We start from the raw sequence: 23596 nt of genomic DNA, 5'->3' as shown, positions 1-23596 counted from the left end.
CCGGATGCTTCGACTAGATCACAGTTGTTGCAACGCCGCAATACACGGTTGCACGCGCAACCAAACCCCTCGAAAACCCGCGTCCGGTGCGCCCAATTCAGCCGCAGCGCAGGCCGGTGACCACGCCCTTTTCATCGACTTCAATGTTCAGCCGCTCGCCGACGAATTCCATGGTGGTCATGTCATCTGGCTTGAGCACGCGCAGCTGACGCGCGCTGGCATCCTGCTGCGCCTGCGCGCCGATGGCGTCGCTGTAGGGCTGGCCGACCAGGCTCTGCACCTGGTTGGCATCGCAGTTGCCGACCGGCGGTGCCTCGGTGGCTTTGGCCGTGGTGTCGGCGGGCGCCGCAGCGACTTCTTCGGCGGCCTTCTGCGCGTGGGTACCCGCTGCTTCCTGTTCGTCCATCGGCGGGGCCTTGCAGGCGCCCAGCAACAGCAGGGTGGGGACCAGGGCGGCAGCCAGGATCGTGGGGCCAAACGGGCGGCGGAAGGAGAAGGACGACATCGAGACTCCGGAGTTCCAGGCGGTAAACCGTGGAGCATATCGTCAAGGCGGGTGTGAGGTGTTTGTGTTGCGTTATTGACGCGGCGCCGTCGCGCCACCCACCACACTGCAGGCCCGTTCCGTCGCCCTGCTTCCATGCCCGCACGCCTTGCCACCCCCGAAGCCACCGCAGCCCGCGACGCCGGCCTGCGCTATGTCACCGACGAGCTGCCCGGCATCGCCCGCCGCCGCGCCGGCAAGGGCTTCAGCTACCGCGACGCCGACGGGCACGCGGTCCGCGACGCTTCCACCCTGGCCCGGATCCGCTCGCTGGCCATCCCCCCGGCATACACCGATGTGTGGATCTGCGCGCTGGCCAACGGCCACCTGCAGGCAACCGGGCGCGACGCGCGCCGGCGCAAGCAGTACCGCTACCACCCGGATTGGGCGCGGGTGCGCGGCGATGGCAAGTTCGACCGGGTCATCGCCTTCGGCGAGGCGCTGCCGGCGCTGCGCCGCCGCCTGCGCCGCGATCTCAAGCTGCCCGGCTTCCCGCAGGACAAGGTGCTGGCGATCGTGGTCGCGCTGCTGGCCGAAACCCTGGTCCGCGTGGGCAACCCCGAGTACGCCCGCGACAACCGCTCCTACGGCCTGACCACCCTGCGCAACCGCCACCTGGAGCTGGTCAAGGGCGGGCGCGCGCGCATGCGCTTCCGGGGCAAGTCCGGCCAGCAGCATGAGGTCGACATCGACGACACGCGCCTGGTGGGCCTGATCAAGGGCTGCCAGCAGCTGCCGGGGCAGGCCCTGTTCCAGTACCGGGATGATGACGGCGCGCTGCAGCCGGTCGATTCGGGCCAGGTCAACGCTTACCTGCGCGATGCGATGGGCACCGATTTCAGCGCCAAGGACTTCCGCACCTGGGGTGGCACGGTGGCCGCGCTGCGCCACTTCGCCGCCACGGCACTACCAGAGTCGCCCAGCGAGCGCGCGCTGGCCGCGCTGCAGAAGGAAGTGGTATGCGAGGTGGCCACGCTGCTGGGCAACACGCCCTCGGTGTGCCGCAAGGCCTACATCGATCCCAGCGTGTTCGACGGCTGGCGCAGCGGGTCGCTGGCGCGGTTGGCCGGCCTGCGCGGCGAGCGGCAATGGGAGCAGGCGACGCTGAAGTTCCTGCGCAGCGCGCGGCGCACGGTGAAGAAGGCCAAGGCCGGGACCGCGCGCTGAGGGCGCGATCCGGGCCAGGACATCAGCCGCAGTAGATGGCGGTGATGTTGTTGGTGCGGCCGGTCTCGATGGTCAGGCGTTCGCCACCGCTCTCCGCGCCCGGGCTGGGATTTGCCGCACCGCTGGCGGTGGGGCCACTTTCGGTGCGCTGGCCACGCAGCACGTTGACCTGCAGGCTGTCGCTGTCCACGCGGGCGCGCTCGATGGTGGCGGCCGACGCGGCCAGGCCCACGGCGCCACGCACCTTGTCGACATGGCACTGGCCGGAGATGACGCCGTCGATCGGCTGCACCTGCGCCACCGGTGTGCTGCTGCAGGCGGAAAGAAGGGTCACGGCGGCAACGGCAAGCAGGGGACGAAACATGGCGCGGCTCCAACGGGGATTCTGGTGCCCACGATGCCGCTGCGTGCGTATGCGGCGGATGAAGCCGTACACGTCATGGCGACATGTCATTCACCGGATGCGACCGGCCCGGCCGCCACACTGCCCTTGCCTCGCCCTCCACCCGCCTCGAGGCAAATGCTACGAAGGAGTTGACCATGGCCACGGCCAAGAAAACCCGCAAACGTACGACCCCCGCCGCGACCTCCGCCGAGCCCAAGGCAACGCGCACGCGCACCCCGGTGGTGAAGACCGCTACCCGCAAGGCCGCCGCCACCGACCCGCGCGCTGCGCGCGTGGCCGCCCGCCAGCGCCGCCTTCAGGACCAGGAAAAGGCCAAGGACGCGCGCGCCGCGGCGAAGAAGGCCAGCAAGAAAGCCACCAAGAAGGCCACCCAGGCCGGCAGCCGCAAGCAGCCTGAAACCATGCCGGCGCAGCACATTGCCAAGCCGGGCAACGAACACGAACTGCATCTGGCGCCGCGCTTCCTGGCGCCGGATTACGTCGGCAGCGGCAAGCTCAAGGGCAAGCGCGCCATCATCACCGGCGCCGATTCCGGTATCGGCCGCGCGGTGGCGGTGCTGTTCGCCCGCGAAGGCGCCGATGTGGCCGTCCTGCATCTGGACGAACACGACGACGCCGAGGTCACCCGCCAGCACGTGGACGCCGAAGGCACCCGGTGCGTGGTGATCGCCGGTGACGTGCGCGATCCCAGGTTCTGCAACAAGGCCGTCAAGCAGGTAGCCAAGGCGTTCGGCGGCATCGACATCCTGGTCAACAATGCCGCGTTCCAGCTCCACTGCGAACGCCTGGAAGACCTTGAAGACGAACACCTGCAGGAAACCCTGCAGACCAACATCGGCGGCTACATCCAGATGGCGCGCGCGGTAGTGCCACACCTGGAAGAGGGCGACTGCATCATCAACACCGGTTCGGAAACCGGGTTGTTCGGCAGCAAGGCGCTGATCGACTATTCGTCCACCAAGGGCGCCATCCATGCGTTCACCAAGGCGCTGGCGAGCCAGCTGCTGCCGCGTGGCATCCGCGTCAACGCGGTGGCCCCCGGCCCGGTGTGGACCCCGCTCAACCCGGCCGACAAGCAGGCACCGGACGTGGCCGAATTCGGCAAGGAGAGCGACATGGGCCGGCCGGCACAGCCGGAGGAACTGTCGCCGGCCTACGTCTTCCTGGCCTCGCCGATCACCGCCAGCTACATCAGCGGGGTGATCCTGCCGGTGATGGGCGGTCCGAAGGGGTAAAGGCCAGGCAGAAGGGGACGACATGCGACGCGGCGGCTTCCGCATTACCGTTCGTCGGCTGCGACCGTCCGGCACTTGACGACATCTGTAGTCACGGGCATGGTGGCGACACGTGTAGTCAACGGAGTGTGCCATGCGCGGCAAGACCATCGGGGACCAGGAACTGGCCCTGCTGCAGTACATAGCGGAACAGGACGACGCCAGCGTCGGCGAAGTGGCGGCCGGCTTCGGCGAGGAGCGTGGCCTCGCCCGCTCGACCGTTCTGACCATGATGGAGCGCCTGCGGGGCAAGGCGTATCTCCAGCGCCAGCAGGTCGAGGGCGTGTACCGCTACTCCGCCACCGGCGAGCAGGACAGCGTGGTGCAGGGCGCGGTGGCGAGCTTCGTGGAGAAGACACTGCAGGGCTCGGTGTCACCCTTCGTCGCCTTCATGTCGCACAAGGCCGAGGTCAGCGACAGCGAACTGGCCGAACTGGAAGCGCTGGTCGCACAGCTGCAATCACGCAAGCGGGAGGGCTGAGCCATGGACACCCTGATGATGGAACTGCTGACTCGCCTTGCATGGACCAGCGTTCAGAGCGCGCTGCTGGTGGCGCTGGTGTGGGGCGTGTGCCGGCTGCTGCCGCGGCTGCCCGCCGCCACGCGCTGCCGCCTGTGGTGGCTGGTGGCCCTGCAGGCCGTGCTGGGTCTGGTCTGGAGCAGCCCGCTCGAACTGGCGGTACTGCCGGCGCCGGGCATCGACAACGCCACCCTGGTGGCCCAGCCGATGGTGCAGGCGCCGACGACGCTGGCGCCGATGGCAATCGATACCCTGACCGTCGCGCCGACCGCTGCGTCGCTGTCCTGGCAGAGCGTGGTGTTCGCGCTGTGGGCGGCAGGCGTGCTGCTGATGGTGGTGCACAGCCTGCGTGCCTACCGGCAGAGCCGCGCGCTGGTCCGCCATGCGGTGCCCTGCACCGACGCCGGGCTGCAGCAGGCGCTGCAGTTGGCCGCCGAAGCGCACGGGCTTGCCCGCGCGCCACAGCTGAAGCTGTCCGCGCGGATCCGTTCGCCGCAGCTGATCGGCCCGTGGAACCCGGTGCTGCTGCTGCCCGCACGTGAACTGCCGGCGATGGCGGCCGATGACCTGGACATGGCGCTGACCCATGAGCTGGTCCACCTGCAGCGCCGCGACCTGTGGTTCGGGCTGCTGCCCGCGCTGGCGCAGCACCTGCTGTTCTTCCACCCGCTGCTGCACGTGGCCGTGCGCGAATACGCGCTGGCCCGGGAAGAGGCGTGCGACAGCGCGGTGGTGGCCGGGCACGGGCATTGCCGCCACGACTACGGCCGCCTGCTGGTGCAGCTGGGCGTGGCGCCGCGACCGGCGGTGGGCGTGGCCAGTGCCTCGCCCAACTTCCGCAGCCTCAAGCGCCGCCTGCTTACCCTTCAACAGACCGGCAGTTTCCCGCGCGTGGCCTCGCTGGCGATCACGGCGCTGTTCGTGGTGATCGGGGTGGCGCCGATGCGGCTGGTGGCTGCGGTTCCGCCCCCGCCGCCAGCACCCCCGGTGCTGGCCGCTCCCGCTGCCCCTGCTGCCCCTGCGGTTCCGGCCGCACCGTCTGTGCCGGCGGCCGTCGCCGCGCCAGCGGCCCCGGCTGTGCCACCTCCGGCATCGTCACCGCGCCCGGTCGCCGCACCGCGTGCACCGGCGCCCCCGGCCGCACCCGCACTGCCGCCGCACCCGGACAGTGTGAGCAGCAGCACCAGCACCAGTACCACCACCATCACCCACGGTCGTCTGGACCTCTCGCACCAGCCGCGCCAGGCCTTCGTGCTGATGGGCGGCGGCGACAACTTCGTCGATGCCTCGATGGCCGACCTCAAGCAGGCACAGCGTGATGTACAGGGTCGCGACCCGGCGCTGTGGGTGCGCGTCGGCAACGAGCGTTACCTCGTGCGCGATCCCGCGCTGCTGAAGTCGCTGTCCCAGGCCCAGCAGCAGGTGGCCAGGTTGGGCGAGCAGCAGGGCGCGCTGGGCGACCGCATGGGCGCACTGGGCGAGCAGCAGGGTGAGCTGGGCGAGCGCATTGCCGAGGTAGCGATGCGCGCCAGCCGCGATGCGATGGAGTCGATGGATGCGGCGGAAATGGCCAACAATGCCGCGCGTACGCGCAAGGGCGATGCCGCACTGGCCGAACGCGCGGCGCAGCGCGCCAAGGCGGACGCTGCGGCAGCGGTGGACCACCGCCGGATTGCCGAGATTTCCCGCCAGCAGGCCGAACTGGCCCGCCAGCAGTCAGGCCTGGCGCAGCAGCAGAGCATCGCTTCGGCCCAGATCGCCCGCGACGTGCGCAAGGCGTTCGACAAGGCACTGGCTGATGGCACCGCGCAGCGCCTGAGGTAACGGCGATGCCCGGGCGTATGCCCGGGCACCCCGCCGCCGGTCAATTACAACCGATGCGTTCGATCTTGTTGTCTGCGTCCACGTTGATCGTCAACCGATCTTCGCGGAAGTCCATGGTGACGGCCATGCCCGGCTTCACCACGCGTGCGTTCTTTGCACCGCTGGCGGCCACCGCCTTCTTGACCAGCGCTTCGGTCGCCTTCTGTCCATTGAACTGCTCGAGAACGTCGGGATTGCACTTCATGGTGCCTCCATCAGCGACATGCGGCACCGGGTCGACCACGGCCGGATCGGTGCTGCTCTTGGGCGGGGTGCTGCACGCGGTCAGCGGCAGGGCACAAGCAAGCAACAGCAGGGATATACGCATGGCCAGTCTCCGTGAGCGGGTAAGTGCGGCCAGCTTGCACCGCCGCGGCTGCACGGGGTGTCAACGGCCCGCTCAGCTGCGGACGGGGCCGCCTTCCAGCGCCAGGGTTTCCCGCTCGCGCCGCTCCTCGGCCACCAACCGCTGCATCAGCAGCGACAGCGTCACCACGTCCTGGTGGTTGTGCTCGGCCACCCGGCGCAGGTTCACCGCGCTGCCGCCGCGCAGGTAGTTCAGCCACGCGGCGGGGGCTTCGGATCCGGGCAGGTCGTCTTCGCGCACGATCTGCAGCAGCCGGCGCTCGATGGTGGCCAGCCGGCAGTTCTCCCAGGTGCCGCGGTAGCGGCGGCGGGTGGGGAACAGCAGGTCCACGTGGTCCAGCGGGGTGATCGGGCAGCGCTGGCGGGCCAGTCGATAGCGGGTCTTCAGCAGCGGTGCGTCGTAGCAGCGGCCGTTGTAGCTGGAAAACACCGTGGTGGGCTGCAGCCAGCGCGCGAACTCGGCCAGCATCGCGGTCTCGGCGGCCATAGTGGTCATCAGCAGCTGGCGGATGCGCAGGCCGTCGCCGCGCGCGGCATCGCGGTGCCAGTCGGCCGCGCCGATCATGAAGGCACGGGTGCCGGTGCCGCCGGCCAGGCCGGTGGTTTCGGTATCGAAGAACATCAGGTCCTGCGGCTGCACCTGTTCGCCGTCGCGTTTGGCGAAGGCCAGCGACAGCGGCTGGGTCGGGATGGCCTGCGGCAGGAACGATTCGATCAGGAACAGGCCCGGTGCGATCTCCTCACCCGGCACATGCCGATCCTGTGCGCTCGCGCGCGGTCGCGCCGCCGCCGTGCCGCGATCACGCAGGCCGAGCAGCCGGTGCAGGCCACCCACATCGGGCTTGCGCAGCGGTGGCGGTGCCGGCACGGGGGCGCTCGCACCGGTCGGCTTGTGGCGAATTTCCTGCTCCACCCAGGCGAACACCGAATCCGGCGCGGGCCGGCGCGCCTGCGCATCGTTGGCCGCCACCGGCGCTGCGGGTGCAGGCGCGGCAGCGGGCTCGGCCGCCGCCGGGCGCGGCGTGGCATCACCGGCCTGGCGCCGCAGCAGGCGCAGCTTGTCCAGGCTCAGGCTCAAAACGGCACCACCTCGGCCTCGTGCTGCGCACGTGCGCTGGCAGGTGGCAGCGCCTGTTCGTCAAACAGCGCCAGTACCTTCAACGCCAGCGCCTTGGGCGTGGTGGCGTCGTCTTCCTGGCCGGCCAGCACCGGGCCCACGCAGGCCGGGCAACCGGCCTTGCAGTCGCAGCGCTGCACCAGTTCCTGCGCGCGCTGCAGCAGCTCGGCCTGGCGCAGCCACAACGGCTCGCTCAAGCCAACGCCGCCGGGGAAGTTGTCATAGAGGTACACGGTGGGTACGAACTGCTGCTGCAGTTCGATGGCGCTGGCATCGAACTCGGCGCCGCGCAGCTGGCCACGCCCGCTCTGGTCGGCCACCGCGAACCACGCGCCGTCGCCATTGCCCACCGCCTTCTGCAGGTCGCGCGCATCGGCCATCACCGCGACCGTGGCGACGATGTGCAGCGCGTAGGCCGCGCCCAGGAAGCCATCCAGTGCTTCCTGTTTCGAATCGAACGCGGTCAGCAGCAGCCCCTGCGGCAACTGCCACCACACCGCGGTGGTGTGCAGTTCCTGGTCGGGCAGGTTGACCGGCCCGTAGCCGATGTTTTCATGGGTGTAGTAGCGGATCTTCTTGTAGCCGGCCACGCGCCGCACCACGTGCACTTCGCCGTGGTGCGAATCACCCTGGCCGGCCATGCAGCCGTCGAAACGGTCCAGCACCTTGAGCTTGGTGAAGTCGATGCTGTCGGTGTAGTAGTCCACGTGGGTGCGGGTGACGTAGGCCTTGCGGCCTTCCCAGTCCAGCCGCTCCACCTGGTACGGGGTGGACTGCACCATGTGGATGGCGCCTTCGTACAGGGTCAGCGCGGCGGCGGAGTAATCCACCTCGGCAATGATCTGCTGCTTGCCGTCGCTGCGGTCGACCACCACGAAGTTGCCGTCGGCCACCGAACGCAGGCTCACCGCGTTGGCCGGGTAGCTGTCGGCGATCCACTCCCAGCGGTCGCCTTCGCGGTGCACCACCTCGGTTTCGGCCAGCGCTTCGAGGAACACCAGCGGGTCGATCGGCCCGAACGGGTCGCCGGCCAGGAACGGCAGCTCGAACGCGGCGCAGCGGATGTGGTCGAACAGAATCAACGGCTGGTCCGGGGCGGTGCGCGCGTGTTCGGGCGAGGCCTCGGCGAAGAAGTCCGGGTGCCGCACCACGTACTGGTCCAGCGGCTGCGAGCTGGCCACCAGCACGCCAAGGGCGGGCTGCTGGCGTCGGCCGGCGCGGCCGAAGCGCTGCCAGGTGGCGGCCACGCTGCCGGGGTAGCCGTTGAGCACCACCACGTCCAGGCTGCCGATATCCACGCCCAGTTCCAGCGCCGAGGTGCTGACGATGCCGTCGATGTTGCCGGCGCGCATGGCGCGTTCGGTCTCGCGGCGTTCGGTGGGCAGGTAGCCGCCGCGGTAGGCGCGGATGCGTGGGGGCTTGCGCGGGTCGTGGTCGAAGATGTCCTTCAGGTACTTGGTGAGCACTTCGACCATCAACCGGCTCTGCGCGAAGATCAGCGTCTTCAGCCCGGATTTGATCGCGATGCGGGCGATGCGGTTGCTCTGCGAACGCGCCGAGGCCCGCAGGCCCAGGTCGGCATTGACCACCGGCGGGTTCCACAGCAGCACGTGCTTGGGCCCGGTCGGCGCGCCGGATTCGGTGACGGCGGTGACCGGTGCCTCGATCAGCGCTTCGGCATGCGCCTGCGGGTTGCCGATGGTGGCCGAGCACAGGATGAACTGCGGCGACACGCCGTAGAAGGCGCAGATCCGCTTGAGCCGGCGCAGCACGTTGGTGACATGGCTGCCGAACACGCCGCGGTAGGTGTGCACCTCATCGATCACCACATAGCGCAGGTTCTCGAAGAACTGCGCCCACTTGGTGTGATGCGGCAGGATGGCCTGGTGCAGCATGTCCGGGTTGGAGACCACGATGTCGCCGTGCAGGCGGATCGCCTGGCGCGCGTCACCGGGGGTGTCGCCGTCGAACGTGAACGCCTTGACCCCCAGGTCGCCGGCGCGGTTGAGCTCCAGCAGCTCGGCCACCTGGTCCTGGGCCAACGCCTTGGTCGGGAACAGATACAGCGCCTTGGCCTTGCCCTGCATGGCAGCGCTGACCACCGGCAGGGTGTAGCACAGCGACTTGCCGCTGGCGGTGGGGGTGACGATGGCCACGTGCTCGCCCCGCTGGGTAGCCTCCCATGCTTCGGCCTGGTGGCTGTACAGCTGCTCGATGCCCCGCGCCTTCAGCGCGGCGGTCAGCGCGGCGGGCACATCGGCCGGGATCGGCGCGTAGCGGCCTTCGCGGCCGGGAATCGTGAAACTGCCGGTGATGCGGTCGGCGTAGCGCTGCTGCAGCCGCGCGGTGAGCAGGGCACCGTTGCGCGAGGGCAGCCCGTCGGTGGTCGCGAGGCGGCGCTCGGCATCTTCGGTGCGCTTGGCGAGTTCGTAGGCCATGGGTACAACGGTCTGCAAAGGACGCCATGGAAGCACAATCGCGTCTCAGCGGTTGAGACATCGCCGGCCGGGCGGGTGAATGATTCAGCGCCTGCACTGCTGTCGGGCACGGGCAACGAAATCTGAAGGCGGTCTTCGTATGCTGCGCGCTGGACGCTGCTGACAGGACGACACGTGGCATTACGCACAGGGATGGCAACAACGACGATGATCGCCGGGCTGCTGCTGGCGAACGCGGCCCAGGCCCAGCAGGATCGCGGCGAACCCGCCGACAGCGCGGACGCCTGCGTCACCACGCTGGGCGAGGTGCGCGCGCTCAAGCCCGAGGACGACGTGCCAGTGGACCTGTACCGCTTCAAATCCCCGGTGCAGCCCGAACCCAACGCGTTCAACCGCGCCTGGCACGAACCCCCTTCGCTGCAGGAGGTGGGCATGCGCGGCGGCTATTTGATGATGGGCATCAACTACGGCATCGCAAAAACCGCCCAGGGGCTGCATACCCTGACTCGCGCACCGGACCCGATCCAGTCCGCCATCGCGCGCCCGCCGCCGGGGCTGGATGCAGCCCAGCAGCGCCGCGCGCTGCAGTTCTGTGATCCACAGCAGGGCTGCGCGGTGCCGACGGGGGACTGAGCCGCTGCTGCGCCGCTACGCCACCGGTGGCGCGGGACGCCGACGCTCCAGCCACCACAGCAGGCCGGCGACCGCGATGAAGGCGAGGAGCCACGGCCAGCGCGGGCCGGGCACGCTGTCGGGCGTTCCGCTCGAGGCGGCATTGGATTCAGCCAGGCGATCCGCAGTAGCGGCGCGCAGCTGCTGGCGGTGCAGCGGTTGCGCGGTGGCCGGGTCGAATACATAGAACGCCTGCACGGTGTCGCCGTGCTGGAGCTGGTGCCACCCGGGCTGCTGCGGCCAGTAGCCGGCGCACTGCTGGCTGCCGCTGGCCGGATCGACCTGCAGGGCGACCGTATGGCCTTCGGCGTCGCGGATGCGGGTGCCGTTGGGTACCTCGCACAGGGTCACGCGCTCGCCCGACCAGGGCGTCGCTGTCTGCAGGCGGATGGCAGGCGCACCCGGCAGCGCGCGCGCGACCTTCGACAACACGCCCGACCACAGCTCGGCGTAGCGGTCGTCGCGGCCGGACAGGACCAGCCGGTAGCTGTCGGTAACCGGGAGCAGGGCAACGCGGCCGCGACCGACGCTGCGCCAGCCGCCCACGGCGTTGCCCTTCGCGTCGGCGAACAGGGCCTCTGCACCCGGCAGCACCGCGTCGAACTGCTCCAGGGCTGGCGGCAGCGCACTGTGCGAAGCGGCATCGGCTTCGTCGATCCAGGTCGTGCTGTCATTGGCCGGTCGCTGCGGGCCGCGTCGCGCCTGTAGCAGTGCGGACTCCGGATCGGTCTGCAGCTGCAGCGGTGTCGCACGGCTGCCGCCGTTCACCGGCAGGCCCCAGCTGCGCAGCGCCTGGCGCGTGGTGTCGTTGAGCGGGCCGCTGCTGCGCACCACCACGCCCAGCCCATCGCGCAGCGCCTGCTGCACCAGCGTGCGTTGCGCCGCGCCCAGTGCCGCCAGGCTGCGTTCGTCGAGCACCAGCACGTCGGTGGCGGCCAGGCGTGCCGTGCTCAGGGCGACCGGCGCATCGCCGAGCATCACCCCGCCACCGGCGCTGGCCTGGGCCTGCACGGCCAGGCCGGTATCGGTGGCCCAGCGGCGCAGGTACTTCAGTTCCGGGCCGGGTGCGCCGGCGAGGATCAGGACCCGAGGTGGCGGGGCGGCCACGGTCTGCAGCGGCACCGGAAGGCTGTCAACGACGTGCTGCTGCGCGTCGAGCAGGCGCAGGGTGAACTCGCTGCGCCCTGCGGCGCGTGCGCTGCCGTGCAGGCGCACGGTGCCCTGCGCGTCCAGCGGTGCGCGGTCCACCACCATGCCAGCCGGGTCGAGCAGTTCGGCGCGCGCCCCGTCGACACCGCCGGCGCGGGCGGCAACCTCGAACAGCGCGCCGGGGGCGGTGACCGACGGCGGCTGGAGATCCAGCCAACCGCGGGGCGCGGCAGGGGATTGCACCGTTGCCCGCAGCGGCAACGCGGTATCGCGATCGCGCGCGCGCAGTCCATCCCCGATCAGCAGCAGCGAGGTACTGCCCGGATGCTGGCGCAGCGCGGTGGCCAGGTCGGGGGCGCGTACGGCGCCTGCACTGGGCGTTGCCTCGGGCAGTGCGATCACGGTTGCACCGGCGGGCACGGCGCCTGCGGATGCGGCGTTGCCGGTCAGCACGGTCAGCTGGCCCGCTTCCACGCTGCGCTGTGGTGGTACGAGGGTGAAGTAGAGCAACAGGGCGGACAGGGCCTGCAACGCGAGCAATGCGGCGGGTCCGGGTGAAGGCAGCCACGCACGGCGTGGCTCCACGCGGAGGATGCGTACGCTGGCTGCGATGGTGATCAGGGCCAAGGCGATGGCGATCCATGGGGCCATGCTCATCGCGTGCCCTCCAGTGCGTCCAGGTAGCGCTGCGCCATCGGGTCCGGTGCGCTGCGGCGTTCCAACTGCGGCAATGGTCGCTGCAACGCGCGCCACAGTTGTGCGCGCAATGTGGTGCGGCAGGATGCACAGTCTGGTGCGAGGCGCAGTTCTTCGACTGCCGCCGCAAGACTGAGGGGGTCGGACAGTCGCGATTGATGGCGGCCCAGCCACTGGCTCAGCGCGTTGAGGTCCGGCGTTGTGCGGGTGTCGGCCAACTGCTGCCAGACCGCCACGATGGCGGGATCGGGCGCGTCCACGGGGGTAATGGTGGAGGAGCGGCTGCCCAGATCGGTGCGGTCGCCGGTCATGCGGCGGCCTTCGTCGATGGGCGGCAGCTCGGGCCCGACCCGGGCCAGATAGATGCGCTCGGCCTGCTGCACCTGCTTGATGAAGGCCAGTGCCTTGTTGGCGAACGGCAGTGCGCGCTCGGGGTGGCCCTGGCGCAGTTCACCTTCCGACGACCACATCTGGTCCAGCGCGGCCTTCAGGATCGCGCGGGTCTGCGGATCGAGCAGGGTGGCTGCTTCGGCATGGTCGTGAGTGTGGCCGTACTCGGAGAGCACGTCGGTGGCGGCGCCGAAGACCGGGGCGCTGTCGGCCCTGGTTGCACCGTGCTCGTGATCGTCGTGGCCACCCTGTGCACTGGCGGTGTCGTGCGCATGATCCTCATCGTGATCAGCGGCCGGAGCATCGCTGGTGGGCAGGCTGTCACTGGTCGGCGGCGGCTTGGCGCCGCCTTCGCTCTCCTCACCCAGGAACTGCCCGTAGCGCAGGCGCAGGATGCGCTGGTCCACGCCGATCGCATCGGAGCGCTTCACGAACTCCTCGGCGGGCAGCTGGCGGCGCAGTTTGATCAACGCTTCGGCGTCGATGATGATCTGGCGCTGGCTGCGGAAGTACGCCGGCAGGGTTTTCTTGACCATGCCCTCCATATCCGTGCCCAGCACCTGTTCTTCGCTGGGCAGGCGCAGGATCAGGCTGGTGCTTTGCGCGGTCTGCGCGGTGGGCGTGCGGTTGTCGCGCACCTGCAGCTGCGCGATCACATCGTTGCCGGGGCCGGCGCCGAGTGCAGCCAGGTCCAGCGTGCGCGCGAAGCGGCGCTGGGTGGCCGGGCCCGTGCCGGTCAGCGCGATGCGCTGCTCACGGAAGGTGATGTTTTCCCCGCCGCCCTGGGCCAGGGTCAGGTGCAGTTCGGCACTGGCCGCCACGCCGAAGTCATCGCTGGCTTCGAACTGCAGGCTCCATTGGCGTTGGCCGGGCGTGGCCAGGACCAGGGTGCGGTCCGGTGCGATCACGCGCACGCTGGGTGGGCGGTCGGGCACCACATCCAGGCGATACAGCTTGGGTGCGGTCAGCGCCGGCTCGGTGACGATGCGGTACAGCGTGGGCCTGGCCGCCTTCCACTGCGCCACCCACGCCTCACCATCGCGGCGCAGCGCGATGCGGGTGCCGTCGTGCAGCTGCAATGCGGCCTGCGTGGGCTGTGCGCTGAAACGCAGCGACCAGTCCAGCGCGCTGCCCTGCACCACCTTGGCGTCCAGTGCTGTCTGGGTGCGCAGTGCCTGGCCGGTGTAGGCCGGTGCCTGGATCTGCAACCGGGAGGACTGCAGGCTGGGCGGTTGGGCCGGGCTGGCGGGAGGCGTGGCACGGCCGGGAAGGCCCGGCAGCGGTGCGCCCGGTGCAGGCCAGCCTGCGGCGAGCACGGCCACCAGCATTCCGCCACACCACGACACGGCCAACCAGCGCTTGGGCCAGGCCGCGCGCAGGTCCGGCGGCGCGGCCTGCAGCGCGGCGGTGACGCGCGCCTGCTGGCGTTGCTGCAGGGGATTGAGTGCGGCGGTATCGGCGAACAGCAGATCGGCGCTGTCCTGCGCGATGGCATGCGTGTCCAGCTGGCGCACCAGCCAGTGCCGGTCCAATCGTCGCGCGCGCCAGGTGGCGGTACCTGCGACGACCAGCAGGGTTGCCAGCAGCACGATCGAGCCGATGTTGATGCCCGCCACGCGCGCGGCGATGGCGGTAAGGGCCAGCGCCAGCGGCACCAGCAGCAATGCGGTGATCCACCACCGCCGGCGCCGCGCGCGCTGCCATGCCTGGTGAACGCGGTTCATGCGCTTGCCCCGCGTCGCGGCGCGGTGGCCATCCAACGCTCCAGGGCGAACAGCAGCACGATCACCGCCAGCAGCCAGGTCGCCAGATCACGCGGCTGTGCCAGCGGCGGGCTGGCACCGGTCAGCGGCGCCTGCACGGCAGCCGGCGCCAGTTGCGGCGACGGCAGCGGCCGCACCTGCTCCAACAGGCGGCGCGGGAACGACGGTTCGCGCAGGATCGGCAGTGCATCGGGTGACAGCGCGGCAGTAAAGCGCAGCACCTGTCCGCGACCGAGCGCATGGCGCATGACCGCTGCCTTGCCGCTGGCATCCTGCAGCACCGTCGTACCGGTACCGGTGGCCGCCTTGGTCGACACAGCCAACACGCTGCCGCCATCGTGCACCCAGGCCTGCCAAGCGGCGGGCAGTGGCGCATCGGCCAGCCACACGCCTACCTGACCTTGTTCCGGCGCGGCATCGGTGGCGAGCGGCGCCGACAGCGGCTGTCCGCTCCACGCGCGCTGCAGGGCATCGAGCACAGCCCGTTCGGACGGTTCCGGGTCGTTGCCGCTGACGCGCAGCTGCGGCGCGCTGTCCTGCACCGGCGCGCCCACCGGCATCGCAACCGGCCGCCAGTTCACCGCACGCGACAACCGTGGCCGCTCGCCGTCGAGCCCGCGCATGGGATCGGGGACGTACACCGTTAGTTCCGTGCCCTCAGGCAGGGTTTGATCCAGCTCGCGCAGCAGACTTGAAAGCGGCTGCTGGCCGGCCGGCGCCGCATCCCGCAGCGGCGGGAATCCGGGCGCCAACCAGCGACCCTCGCTGCCTGCAGGCAATGTAGGAGGGCTCAGTCCCGGTGCCACCACCACCCGTGCCGGCGTCTGCACCGGCGCGCCGTGCAGCAGCGGCCGGGCCAGCAGTACGGCCAGCGCGGCAAGCAGCAACAGGCGCACCAGCAGCAGCGGCCATTCGTCGAAGCGGATCCGCTGGCGCGGGCGGGCCTTCGCGCGCAGCCAGCGCAGCGCGGCGAACTCCAGCGGCGCGTAGTGGTGGCGGCGCGCCAGATGGATCAGCAATGGCACCAGCAGCGAGGCCAGCGCCAGCAGCCCCAGGGGGAACAGCAGCGACAGGCTCATCGCACGCTCCCGGCCAGCAGCCGCAGCGGCGCGTCCAGCGGCTGGTCGGTATGGGTCACCACATGGGCAACGCCGCCGCGCTGCAACCGTGCCTGCAGCACGCGCTGCGCCTCGGCGAAGCGGGCCAGGTACGCGTCGCGGATCGCGCGGCCATCACCCAGCAGCTCTTCACCCGTTTCCGGATCGCGGAAGCGGTGGCCGTCCTGGAACGGGAAATCACGCTCGTCGGCGGTCAGGATCTGCAGTTGCACCACATCGCGGCGGGCGGCGGCCAACCGCTCCAGCAGCACGGTGCCGGCGTCGTCGAAGCCATCCCCCAGCGCCACCAACATGTCGTTGGCCTGTACGCGTTCCCAGACCGGGCGCAGTGCGTCCGCAGCGGGCCATGCGCCACGCGCACGCAGGCGGTGCAGCAGCAGGTGGATGCGGTCGCGCTGGCGCGCACCACTACCGGCTGGCACCAGCTGCACGCCGTCGCCGTTGATGGCGACCAGGCCGAAGCGGTCCCCCTGCTGCAGCGCCAGTTCCACGATGCAGGCCGCGGTGGCGCAGGCATGGTCCAGCCGCGACAGCGCGGGGCGTGCACGGTCGGCCTGCCCGGCCGATGCCGTGGCATCGACGAGGATCCAGATCGTGACCGGACTTTCGCGCTCGGACTCGCGCACGAAGAAGCGGTCCGAGCGGGCGTACAGCTTCCAGTCGATCTGGCGCAGTTCGTCACCGGGCTCGTAGGCACGGTACTGCGCGAATTCCAAACCGGCGCCACGGCTGCGGCTGGCATGCTGGCCGATGCCCTGCGCGCCAATCGCACGCCGCGGCAACAGCCGCAGCGCCTTGAGGCGGCTGCGGACATCGGCGGGGATGGCGATCGGGGCGTGCGGGCTCACGGCGGGCTCAGGCGGGGAAGGGCACGGCCTGCAGCAGCGCGGCGATCACATCGTCGGCGCCCTTCTGCTCGGCTTCGGCGGCGAACGAGAGCAGCAGGCGATGGCGCATCACCGGCGCGATCAGCGCCTGCACGTCGTCGCGGGTGGCCGCGAAACCCCCCTGCAGCAACGCGCGGGCCTTGGCCGCCAGCACCAGCGACTGCCCGGCACGTGGGCCGGCGCCCCACTTGATCCAATGGTTCACCGCATCCGGCGCACCGGCACCCGGACGGCTGGCACGCACCAGACGGGTGATCCAGCGCAGGACGTCATCGCTCACATGCACCTGCCGTACCGCCGCCTGCAGGGCCAGCACATCCTCGGCGTGCATCACCTTGGGAACGGTGCCACTGCTGCTGCCGGTGGTCTGCACCAGGATGTCGCGCTCTTCCTGCTCGGTGGGGTAGTCCACCCGCACGTGCAGCAGGAACCGGTCCAGCTGGGCTTCCGGCAGCGGGTAGGTGCCGGCCTGCTCGATCGGGTTCTGCGTGGCCAGCACGAAGAACGGCGCCGGCAACGGATAGGTGGTACCGGCGTAGCTGACGGTGCGTTCCTGCATGGCTTCCAGCAGCGCCGCCTGGGTCTTGGGCGGGGTGCGGTTGAGCTCGTCGGCCAGCAGCAGGTGGGTGAAGATCGGCCCCTGCTGGAAACGGAAATGGCGGTGGCCGGTGCCGTGGTCTTCTTCCAGCAGCTCGGTGCCCAGGATGTCGCTGGGCATCAGGTCCGGGGTGAACTGCACGCGCCGGAACTGCAGCTCCAGCGCCTGCCCGAGCGAACGCACCAGCAGGGTCTTGCCCAGCCCTGGCGCGCCTTCCAGCAGCACATGGCCACCGGCCAGCAGGCCGATCAGCAGCTGCTCCACCACCTCATGCTGGCCGACCACGGCCGTGCCCAGCGCATCGCGCAGGGGCTGCAGCTTGGAGAGAAGGGCGTCAATGGGGCTATCGTTTTGCATGGCACGCTCGCAGCAATGAATGTAGAGCCACGCCCTGCGTGGCTGAAGAAATCAGCGAAACCTAGTTGTTCAACGCATACATCACGATGTTCACCCCGAACCGGGTGTTGTCCTCGGCCAGGAAGCGCTTGTTGCGCCAGTCGTAATCCCACTCGCAGCCATAGTCTTTATTGCTGTAAAGCACGCCCAGCCGGCCATCGACCTCGATGCCCTTGAGGTAATCGTGCACGAGATCATCGCCCCAGCCATTGAGCTCGAAGCCGGTGGCTGGTGGCCCGTCCGGGAACTTGAAAAAGCTTCGATACAGCGCATGCGTGTTGGGCAGCTTCTTCAGCGCGGCCGGCCCGAACAGCTTGACCATCTGCGCTTCGAACGACTTGGCGAAGAGCCCGTCGATGTCGTGGTTGCAGTCATCCACGAACACGAACCCGCCGTTGCGCACATAGCGCACGAAGTTCTGCCGCTCGGCGGCGTTGAACTCCACCAGCTTGTGCCCGGCCAGGTAGCAGAACGGGGCCTCCAGCATGCGCGGGTCGGACAGCGCCACCACATGCTCGGTCGGGTCGACCCGCAGCGTGGTGTAGTCGATCAGCGAGGTGATCAGGTTGGACGGCATGCGCGCGTCCACGTCCCAGTCGCCGGAGTCGTACTTGAGGCGGGTGAACCAGAAGTCGTAACGCCCGGCCTGCGCGCGGGCGAACGAGGGCAGGGCCGCCAGGGCGGCCCCGCCAAGCATCAACCGCAGGAACTGCGCGCGGTTCATTGCCGCACGCGCGCCATCAGACCGCGTCGGACAGCGAGGTGAAGGTGAAATCGCGCAGCTTCATCGGCGGGATCATCATCACGAAGCTGGATTCGTCACCGGCCACACGTACCGGCTTGCCCAGCTCTTCGATGTTGTTGAGCATGATCACCGGCGATTCGTTGAAGCGGAAGTTCTTCACCGGGTACTTGATCTGGCCGTTTTCGATATAGAAGGTGCCGTCGCGGGTCAGGCCAGTGAGCAGCACGGTCTGCGGATCGACCATGCGGATGTACCAGGTACGGGTGACCAGGATGCCCTTCTGGGTGCCGCGGACCAGCTCGGCGGTGCTCTTGTCGCCGCCGCTCATCAGCAGGTTGCCCGGGGTGGCATTGGCGGTCTTGCCCTGCTTCTGCGCCCAGAAGCGCGAGTAATCCAGGTTGGCGACCTTGCCGTTCTCGATGATGGCCAGCTTGTTGCGCGGCAGGCCCTGCTGGTCCCACGGCAGCACCGGCGCCTCGGGGTGCCACGGGTCGGCGTACATGTTCACGCGCGGGTCGTAGACCTGCTCGCCCAGCTTGTTGCCGCCACCCTTCTTGGACAGGAAGCTGCGGCCTTCATCGGCCGAGCGCGCATCGAAGAAGTTCATCATGAAGCTGATCAGGCCGGCAGCGGCCGCCGGTTCCAGGATCACGGTGTACTTGCCCGGCTCCAGCGCCTTGGCTTCGGACGATTCGGTGGCCTTGCGCATGGCGATGCGCACGTCCTGGTCGGCCTTGAAGTCGGCGGCGTCCTTCAGGTTGCGGCCCACCCAGCCCGAGCCGCGCCCGTCTTCGGTGCGCACCGTGCAGGTGTAGTCGAAGTTGGTGGTGCGCTGGTAGCCGAAGTTGCCGTTGCTGTTGGCGGTGGCCTGGAAACCCTGGCCATCTTCCAGGAAGCCGGCGGCGATCAGGCCGTTGCCACGGCAGGGCGCGATCGAATCGGCGGCGACCTTGGCGCGGAACGCCGGGTCGATGGCGGCGGTGGATTCGCTGAAGGTCGGGCTGGCGGTGTAGGTCTGCTTGCCGATGGCCGGCAGGAACTCCGGGTTTTCCGGGGCCAGGCGGGCCAGGTCCTCGGCACGGCGGACCACGCGCTCCAGCGCGGCGTCGTCGAACTCGTTGATCGAGGCGGTACCAACGCGCTTGCCGAAGGCCACGGTGACGGCCAGTTCGGTGTTGTCGACGATGCCGCTGGTGGAGACGTTGTTGAGCGCGAAACGGATGTTGCCGTTGATCGAGCCGGCCAGCACCGCGGTGGTCTCATCGGCCTTGGACAGCGCGATGACCTTGTCGAGGATGGCCTTGGCCTGGGCTTCGGTGAAGATACTCATGGAATAAGGGCTCCTGACCGGTCAGCCGAGGCTGCGCGCGGTGTTGATGACGTTGATGCCGTTGAAGCGCGCGGTGGACGAACCGTGCGAGACCGCCGAAACCTGGCCCGGCTGGCCCTTGCCGTCGAAGAACGAACCGCCCAGGCGGTAATCGCGTTCGTCGGCCACGGCGCTGCAGGCGTTCCAGAACTCCGGGGTGCGGATCTGGTAGGCCACGTCTTCGAGCATGCGGGTGATCTGGCCGTTCTTGATTTCATAGAACAGCTGGCCGCCGAACTGTGCGTTGTAGCGCTGCTGGTCGATGGAGAACGAACCGTCGCCGATGATGTAGATGCCGTTCTCGACGTCCTTGACCAGGTCGCTCACGCTCAGCGGGGTCTTGCCCGGCGCCATCGACACGTTGGCCATGCGCTGGAACTGCACGCTGGACCAGGAATCGGCATAGCAGCAGCCGTCCGATTCGGTCTTGCCCAGGATGTGGGCCTGGTCGCGGATGGTCTGGTAATCCACCAGCTTGCCGTTGCTGATCAGGTCCCAGCGCTTGGTCTTGACGCCTTCATCGTCGTAGGCCACCGCGCCGAGGCTGCCCGGCTGGGTCTTGTCGGCGAAGATATTGACCAGGTCGCTGCCGTACTGGAAGTGCTGCTCGCGCTTGTCCAGGGTGGCGAAGCTGGTCCCGGCGTAGTTGGCCTCGTAGCCGAGCACGCGGTCCAGTTCCAGCGGGTGGCCGACCGATTCGTGGATGGTCAGCCAGGTGTGCGAGGGGTCCAGTACCAGGTCGTACTTGCCCGGCTTGACCGACGGCGCCTTCAGCTTCTCCTGCGCCTGCTTGGCCGCCGCGATGGCGTCTTCCTTCATGTCGTACGACGAGCCGTAGTTGACCACGCCGTTCGGCGTGAGCACCTTGCCGCTCGCGGCGCCATCGAGGTATTCGTAACCCATGCCCATCGGGGCGGACAGGCCTTCGCGGGTGCGGAACTTGCCACTGGCCTTGTCGATGGCGGTGACCGTCATCGGCGCCCAGATGCGGTGCACGTCCTGGTCGATGTAGGAGCCATCGGTGGACGCGAAGTACTTCTGCTCGTTGACCAGGAACAGCATCGAATTGACGAAGCTGGCGCCGGCGCCCATCGCAGCGGCGTTGACGTCCAGCAGCAGGTCGACCTTCTCCTTGATCGGCACTTCCATCGCGTTCTTGCGGATCGGCGTCTTCCAGCTCACCTCGCCCACACCCGGCGCAGCGGCCAGCTGCACCTTGGCGGTCTGCACGCCGGCGTTGGCCTTGGCGATGGCCACCGCCTGCTGGGCGGCACGCGCTACGTCGGTCGGGTTGAGCTGGTTGGTGGCGGCAAAGCCCCAGGCACCATTGACGATCACGCGGATGCCCACACCGGTGGACTCGGTGTTCACCACGTTCTGCACCTTGTCTTCGCGGGTGATCACGAACTGGCGCAGGTAGCGGCCGATACGCACATCGGAGTAGGTGGCGCCGCCCTGGCGGGCGGCGGCCAGCGCGGCGTCGGCCAGGCGCTTCTTCAGCGCCGGGTCCAGGGTGCTGTGCAGTTGCTCGGCGGCAATCACCTTGCCGAAGAACGCCGGCACGATCAGGCCGCCAGCAGTAAGCCCGGTCAGGGCAAGGAAGTCACGTCTTTGCAAGGCAGCTCTCCACGTCGGTGTGGGGGTGGCAGGAACAAGGCGGGATCAGCGGTACAGCGGTGCATCGATTCTTGCGGGCGCGGCGGTCCAACGGTAGTGACGTTTGGCACGGTGGCCGGGCGGCTCAGCCCAGGCTGCGTGCGGTGTTGATGATGTTGATGCCGTCGAAACGCGTGGTCGCCGAGCCATGCGACACCGCCGAGACCTGGCCGGGCTGGCCCTTGCCATCGAAGAACGAACCGCCGAAGCGGAAATCGCGCTCGTCGCAGATCGCGCTGCACGCGTTCCAGAACTCCGGCGTGCGGATCTGGTATGCGGCGTCTTCGACCATGCCGGCGATCTGGCCGTTCTTGATCTGGAAGTACAGCTGCCCGCCGAACTGCGCGTTGAAGCGCTGCTGGTCGATGGAATACGAGCCGCGGCCGTGGATGTAGATGCCGTCCTCCACGTCCTTGATCATGTCGGCCACGCTCAGCGGGGTCTTGCCCGGTGCCAGCGACACGTTGGCCATGCGCTGGAACTGCACGCTGGACCAGGAATCGGCGTAGCTGCAGCCATGCGATTCGGTTTCGCCCAGCAGGTGCACTTCATCGCGGGTGGCCTGGTAGTTGACGAGGATGCCGTCCTTGACCAGGTCCCAGCGCTTGGTCTTGACCCCTTCGTCGTCGTAGCCCACCGCACCCAGGCTGCCCGGGGCGGTCTTGTCGGCAAAGAAGTTGACCCGCTCGCTGCCCCAGCGGTAGCCGGCGTCGCGCTTGTCCAGCGTGGCGAAGCTGGTGCCGGCGTAGTTGGCCTCGTAGCCGAGCACGCGGTCCAGCTCCAGCGGGTGGCCGACGTTCTCGTGGATGGTCAGGAACAGGTTGGACGGGTCCAGTACCAGGTCGTACTTGCCCGGCTTGACCGAGGGTGCCTTGAGCTTCTCGCGGGCGTGGCGGGCGGCGGCGATGGCATCCTCGACCGGATCGTAGGAATCGCGATAGGCGGTGATGCCACCCGGCAGCTGGATCTTGCCGCTGGCCTCGCCATCGAGGAACTCGTAGCCCATGCCCATCGGCGAGGACAGCCCGGCGCGGGTGCGGAACTTGCCGGTGCCCTTGTCGATGGCGGTGGCGGTGAACGGCAGCCAGATCCGGTGCACGTCCTGGTCAATGAACGAGCCATCGCTGGAGGCGAAGTACTTCTGCTCGTTGACCAGGAACAGGGTGGAGTTGATGAAGTCGGCGCCGGCGTTGGTCGCGGCCGCATTCAGGCTCAGCAGCAGCTCGACCTTGTCCTTGATCGGCACCGCCATGGCGTTCTTGCGGATCGGCGTCTTCCAGTTCACATCGCCCACCCCCTTGACCGGCGCCAACTGTACCGGGCGGGTCTGGATGGTGGCGTTGGCGCGGGCGATGGCGGCGGCCTGCTCCACTGCGGCCAGGATAGCGGCCGGGGTCTGCTGGTGGGTGGCGGCAAAGCCCCACGCCCCATTGACGATGACCCGGATGCCAATTCCGGAGGACTCGCTGTTGGTGACGTTCTGCACCCGCGCCTCGCGGGTGATCACCGCCTGGTTGAGGTAGCGGCCGATGCGGACGTCGCAGTAGCTGGCCCCGGCCCGTTTGGCGGCAGCCAGTGCGGCCTCGGCCAGCGCCTTGTTGCGGACCGCGTTGGCCGGCTCGAGCAGCTGCTCGGCGGCGATCAGGCGGGCGTGCGGCACCATCAGGCCCGCCAGACCCATGCCAGACAGCGTCAAAAACTCACGGCGTTGCACAGCGTTCGATTCCCCGGGAACGATCAGCCTTCGACTGTCGTTTGCGACCCGGTGCTGGCACAAGTGACTGCGGTCATGGTTGGATGTGCGCTGATCCGACATTTCCGGACGTCATGAGCCAACAACGCTGGTCCGAGGCCTGCGAGCGCAACCGCGACCCGATCCTGGCGGTACTGCGCCGCCTGCTGCAGGACCGCCAGCGCGTGCTGGAGATCGGCAGCGGCACCGGCCAGCATGCCGAATACTTCGCCGCCCAGCTGCCGCACCTGCAGTGGCAGGCCAGCGATCATCCGGACTACCTGCCGGGCATCGCCGAGCGCCTGGCCGAGGCGGGGCTGCCCAACGCATCGGCGCCGTGGCCGCTGCAGGCGGTACTTGCGCCGGTGCCGGGCCTGGCCCCACTGCCGGCGTCCCCGCTGGGCTTCGATGCGGTGTTCAGCGCCAACACCCTGCACATCATGAGCTGGCCGCACGTGCAGGCACTCTTCGCCGGGCTGCCGGCGGTGATGGCCGACGATGCGCTGCTGTGCGTATATGGCCCATTCAATTACAACGGTAACTACAGCAGCGACAGCAACCGGCAGTTCGATGGGTGGCTGAAGGCGCGGAACCCGGAATCGGGCATCCGGGATGCCGAGGCGGTGGATGCGCTGGCCGCAGCGCAGGGCTTGCGGCTGGTTGACGATGTGGCGATGCCGGCCAACAACCGGCTGCGTATCTGGCGGCGGTGAGTCGCGCGGCCCGGCAC

The 23596-nt window shown here is 69.1% G+C and carries 20 protein-coding genes; 6 read left to right on the top strand and 14 right to left on the bottom strand.

The genetic code is table 11. The annotated features are described in order from the left end of the window. Positions 1–97 precede the first annotated feature (97 nt). On the bottom strand, positions 98–505 hold the full coding sequence (locus ACQG3P_RS06360) for an I78 family peptidase inhibitor (RefSeq protein ID WP_068848170.1): 408 nt from the start codon (positions 503–505) through the stop codon (positions 98–100). 135 nt (positions 506–640) lie between these two features. Here ACQG3P_RS06360 and ACQG3P_RS06355 point away from each other — a divergent pair, with 135 nt between their 5' ends. Further along, positions 641–1711, top strand: a complete 1071-nt coding sequence (locus tag ACQG3P_RS06355; RefSeq protein ID WP_426804546.1) for a DNA topoisomerase IB — start codon at positions 641–643, stop codon at positions 1709–1711. Positions 1712–1733: 22 nt separating this feature from the next. On the opposite strand, the gene ACQG3P_RS06350 is transcribed toward ACQG3P_RS06355, so the two are convergent. Continuing rightward, positions 1734–2075 carry a hypothetical protein gene (locus ACQG3P_RS06350; RefSeq protein WP_093535333.1) on the bottom strand — a complete coding sequence of 114 codons (342 nt, stop codon included), beginning with the start codon at positions 2073–2075 and terminating at the stop codon, positions 1734–1736. Between the two features lie 176 nt (positions 2076–2251). Here ACQG3P_RS06350 and ACQG3P_RS06345 point away from each other — a divergent pair, with 176 nt between their 5' ends. The 3 genes from ACQG3P_RS06345 (at position 2252) to ACQG3P_RS06335 (ending at position 5735) form a co-directional block, all read left to right on the top strand. Beyond that, positions 2252–3352 (top strand): SDR family oxidoreductase, encoded by a 1101-nt coding sequence (locus ACQG3P_RS06345; RefSeq protein WP_426804545.1) that lies wholly within the window; start codon positions 2252–2254, stop codon positions 3350–3352. Between the two features lie 133 nt (positions 3353–3485). After that, complete coding sequence (locus ACQG3P_RS06340; protein ID WP_093535329.1) at positions 3486–3872, top strand: BlaI/MecI/CopY family transcriptional regulator; 387 nt, start codon at positions 3486–3488, stop codon at positions 3870–3872. Positions 3873–3875: 3 nt separating this feature from the next. Beyond that, positions 3876–5735: a M56 family metallopeptidase gene (locus ACQG3P_RS06335; protein ID WP_426804544.1), complete on the top strand. Its 1860-nt coding sequence runs from the start codon at positions 3876–3878 to the stop codon at positions 5733–5735. 40 nt (positions 5736–5775) lie between these two features. Here ACQG3P_RS06335 and ACQG3P_RS06330 read toward each other — a convergent pair whose 3' ends face one another. The 3 genes from ACQG3P_RS06330 to ACQG3P_RS06320 all read right to left on the bottom strand — a co-directional run bounded on the left by ACQG3P_RS06330 (position 5776) and on the right by ACQG3P_RS06320 (position 9695). Then, positions 5776–6102 (bottom strand): I78 family peptidase inhibitor, encoded by a 327-nt coding sequence (locus tag ACQG3P_RS06330; RefSeq protein ID WP_426804543.1) that lies wholly within the window; start codon positions 6100–6102, stop codon positions 5776–5778. Positions 6103–6174: 72 nt separating this feature from the next. Then, positions 6175–7218, bottom strand: a complete 1044-nt coding sequence (locus ACQG3P_RS06325; RefSeq protein WP_426804542.1) for a ribonuclease H-like domain-containing protein — start codon at positions 7216–7218, stop codon at positions 6175–6177. After that, positions 7215–9695 (bottom strand): DEAD/DEAH box helicase, encoded by a 2481-nt coding sequence (locus ACQG3P_RS06320; RefSeq protein WP_320458299.1) that lies wholly within the window; start codon positions 9693–9695, stop codon positions 7215–7217. Before ACQG3P_RS06320 ends, ACQG3P_RS06325 begins: the two co-directional genes overlap by 4 nt. 207 nt (positions 9696–9902) lie before the next feature. Here ACQG3P_RS06320 and ACQG3P_RS06315 point away from each other — a divergent pair, with 207 nt between their 5' ends. Continuing rightward, positions 9903–10328, top strand: coding sequence for a hypothetical protein (locus ACQG3P_RS06315; RefSeq protein WP_426804541.1), 426 nt, complete (start codon positions 9903–9905; stop codon positions 10326–10328). A gap of 15 nt (positions 10329–10343) precedes the next feature. Here ACQG3P_RS06315 and ACQG3P_RS06310 read toward each other — a convergent pair whose 3' ends face one another. From ACQG3P_RS06310 to ACQG3P_RS06270, 9 genes are all read right to left on the bottom strand, one after another. Continuing rightward, positions 10344–12173, bottom strand: coding sequence for a hypothetical protein (locus ACQG3P_RS06310; protein WP_426804540.1), 1830 nt, complete (start codon positions 12171–12173; stop codon positions 10344–10346). Continuing rightward, positions 12170–14326, bottom strand: coding sequence for a hypothetical protein (locus tag ACQG3P_RS06305; protein ID WP_426804539.1), 2157 nt, complete (start codon positions 14324–14326; stop codon positions 12170–12172). The genes ACQG3P_RS06310 and ACQG3P_RS06305 overlap by 4 nt, the downstream gene beginning before the upstream one ends. Continuing rightward, positions 14323–15444 carry a BatA domain-containing protein gene (locus ACQG3P_RS06300; RefSeq protein ID WP_426804538.1) on the bottom strand — a complete coding sequence of 374 codons (1122 nt, stop codon included), beginning with the start codon at positions 15442–15444 and terminating at the stop codon, positions 14323–14325. The genes ACQG3P_RS06305 and ACQG3P_RS06300 overlap by 4 nt, the downstream gene beginning before the upstream one ends. Next, positions 15441–16331 carry a DUF58 domain-containing protein gene (locus ACQG3P_RS06295; RefSeq protein WP_426804537.1) on the bottom strand — a complete coding sequence of 297 codons (891 nt, stop codon included), beginning with the start codon at positions 16329–16331 and terminating at the stop codon, positions 15441–15443. Before ACQG3P_RS06295 ends, ACQG3P_RS06300 begins: the two co-directional genes overlap by 4 nt. A gap of 7 nt (positions 16332–16338) precedes the next feature. Continuing rightward, positions 16339–17325 carry an AAA family ATPase gene (locus ACQG3P_RS06290; protein WP_426804536.1) on the bottom strand — a complete coding sequence of 329 codons (987 nt, stop codon included), beginning with the start codon at positions 17323–17325 and terminating at the stop codon, positions 16339–16341. Between the two features lie 61 nt (positions 17326–17386). Beyond that, positions 17387–18088 (bottom strand): DUF4159 domain-containing protein, encoded by a 702-nt coding sequence (locus tag ACQG3P_RS06285; RefSeq protein WP_426804535.1) that lies wholly within the window; start codon positions 18086–18088, stop codon positions 17387–17389. Between the two features lie 16 nt (positions 18089–18104). Next, complete coding sequence (locus ACQG3P_RS06280; protein WP_068848200.1) at positions 18105–19439, bottom strand: TldD/PmbA family protein; 1335 nt, start codon at positions 19437–19439, stop codon at positions 18105–18107. A gap of 21 nt (positions 19440–19460) precedes the next feature. Then, on the bottom strand, positions 19461–21095 hold the full coding sequence (locus tag ACQG3P_RS06275; RefSeq protein WP_068848202.1) for a TldD/PmbA family protein: 1635 nt from the start codon (positions 21093–21095) through the stop codon (positions 19461–19463). Positions 21096–21219: 124 nt separating this feature from the next. Further along, the gene (locus ACQG3P_RS06270) at positions 21220–22848 is read right to left on the bottom strand and encodes a TldD/PmbA family protein (protein ID WP_426804534.1); all 1629 of its coding nucleotides are present in this window, start codon (positions 22846–22848) and stop codon (positions 21220–21222) included. A 113-nt stretch (positions 22849–22961) separates the two neighbouring features. On the opposite strand from ACQG3P_RS06270, the gene ACQG3P_RS06265 reads away from it, so the two are divergent. Next, a complete protein-coding gene (locus ACQG3P_RS06265) occupies positions 22962–23579 on the top strand; it encodes a DUF938 domain-containing protein (RefSeq protein ID WP_426804533.1) in 618 nt (205 codons plus the stop codon). Positions 23580–23596 lie beyond the last annotated feature (17 nt).

Origin of the sequence: Stenotrophomonas sp. SrG, from assembly GCF_050031795.1 — a bacterium.
Lineage (GTDB): Bacteria > Pseudomonadota > Gammaproteobacteria > Xanthomonadales > Xanthomonadaceae > Stenotrophomonas > Stenotrophomonas rhizophila_A.
The sequence above is the reverse complement of the archived record's forward strand: the minus strand, read 5'-3'. Positions and strand labels throughout refer to the sequence as shown.

What these genes read in the sequence shown, in the direction of transcription:
- ACQG3P_RS06360 (WP_068848170.1), bottom strand. Translation starts at nt 505, where the DNA reads ATGTCGTCCTTCTCCTTCCGCCGCCCGTTTGGCCCCACGATCCTGGCT.
- ACQG3P_RS06355 (WP_426804546.1), top strand. Translation starts at nt 641, where the DNA reads ATGCCCGCACGCCTTGCCACCCCCGAAGCCACCGCAGCCCGCGACGCC.
- ACQG3P_RS06350 (WP_093535333.1), bottom strand. Translation starts at nt 2,075, where the DNA reads ATGTTTCGTCCCCTGCTTGCCGTTGCCGCCGTGACCCTTCTTTCCGCC.
- ACQG3P_RS06345 (WP_426804545.1), top strand. Translation starts at nt 2,252, where the DNA reads ATGGCCACGGCCAAGAAAACCCGCAAACGTACGACCCCCGCCGCGACC.
- ACQG3P_RS06340 (WP_093535329.1), top strand. Translation starts at nt 3,486, where the DNA reads ATGCGCGGCAAGACCATCGGGGACCAGGAACTGGCCCTGCTGCAGTAC.
- ACQG3P_RS06335 (WP_426804544.1), top strand. Translation starts at nt 3,876, where the DNA reads ATGGACACCCTGATGATGGAACTGCTGACTCGCCTTGCATGGACCAGC.
- ACQG3P_RS06330 (WP_426804543.1), bottom strand. Translation starts at nt 6,102, where the DNA reads ATGCGTATATCCCTGCTGTTGCTTGCTTGTGCCCTGCCGCTGACCGCG.
- ACQG3P_RS06320 (WP_320458299.1), bottom strand. Translation starts at nt 9,695, where the DNA reads ATGGCCTACGAACTCGCCAAGCGCACCGAAGATGCCGAGCGCCGCCTC.
- ACQG3P_RS06315 (WP_426804541.1), top strand. Translation starts at nt 9,903, where the DNA reads ATGATCGCCGGGCTGCTGCTGGCGAACGCGGCCCAGGCCCAGCAGGAT.
- ACQG3P_RS06310 (WP_426804540.1), bottom strand. Translation starts at nt 12,173, where the DNA reads ATGAGCATGGCCCCATGGATCGCCATCGCCTTGGCCCTGATCACCATC.
- ACQG3P_RS06305 (WP_426804539.1), bottom strand. Translation starts at nt 14,326, where the DNA reads ATGAACCGCGTTCACCAGGCATGGCAGCGCGCGCGGCGCCGGCGGTGG.
- ACQG3P_RS06300 (WP_426804538.1), bottom strand. Translation starts at nt 15,444, where the DNA reads ATGAGCCTGTCGCTGCTGTTCCCCCTGGGGCTGCTGGCGCTGGCCTCG.
- ACQG3P_RS06290 (WP_426804536.1), bottom strand. Translation starts at nt 17,325, where the DNA reads ATGCAAAACGATAGCCCCATTGACGCCCTTCTCTCCAAGCTGCAGCCC.
- ACQG3P_RS06285 (WP_426804535.1), bottom strand. Translation starts at nt 18,088, where the DNA reads ATGAACCGCGCGCAGTTCCTGCGGTTGATGCTTGGCGGGGCCGCCCTG.
- ACQG3P_RS06280 (WP_068848200.1), bottom strand. Translation starts at nt 19,439, where the DNA reads ATGAGTATCTTCACCGAAGCCCAGGCCAAGGCCATCCTCGACAAGGTC.
- ACQG3P_RS06265 (WP_426804533.1), top strand. Translation starts at nt 22,962, where the DNA reads ATGAGCCAACAACGCTGGTCCGAGGCCTGCGAGCGCAACCGCGACCCG.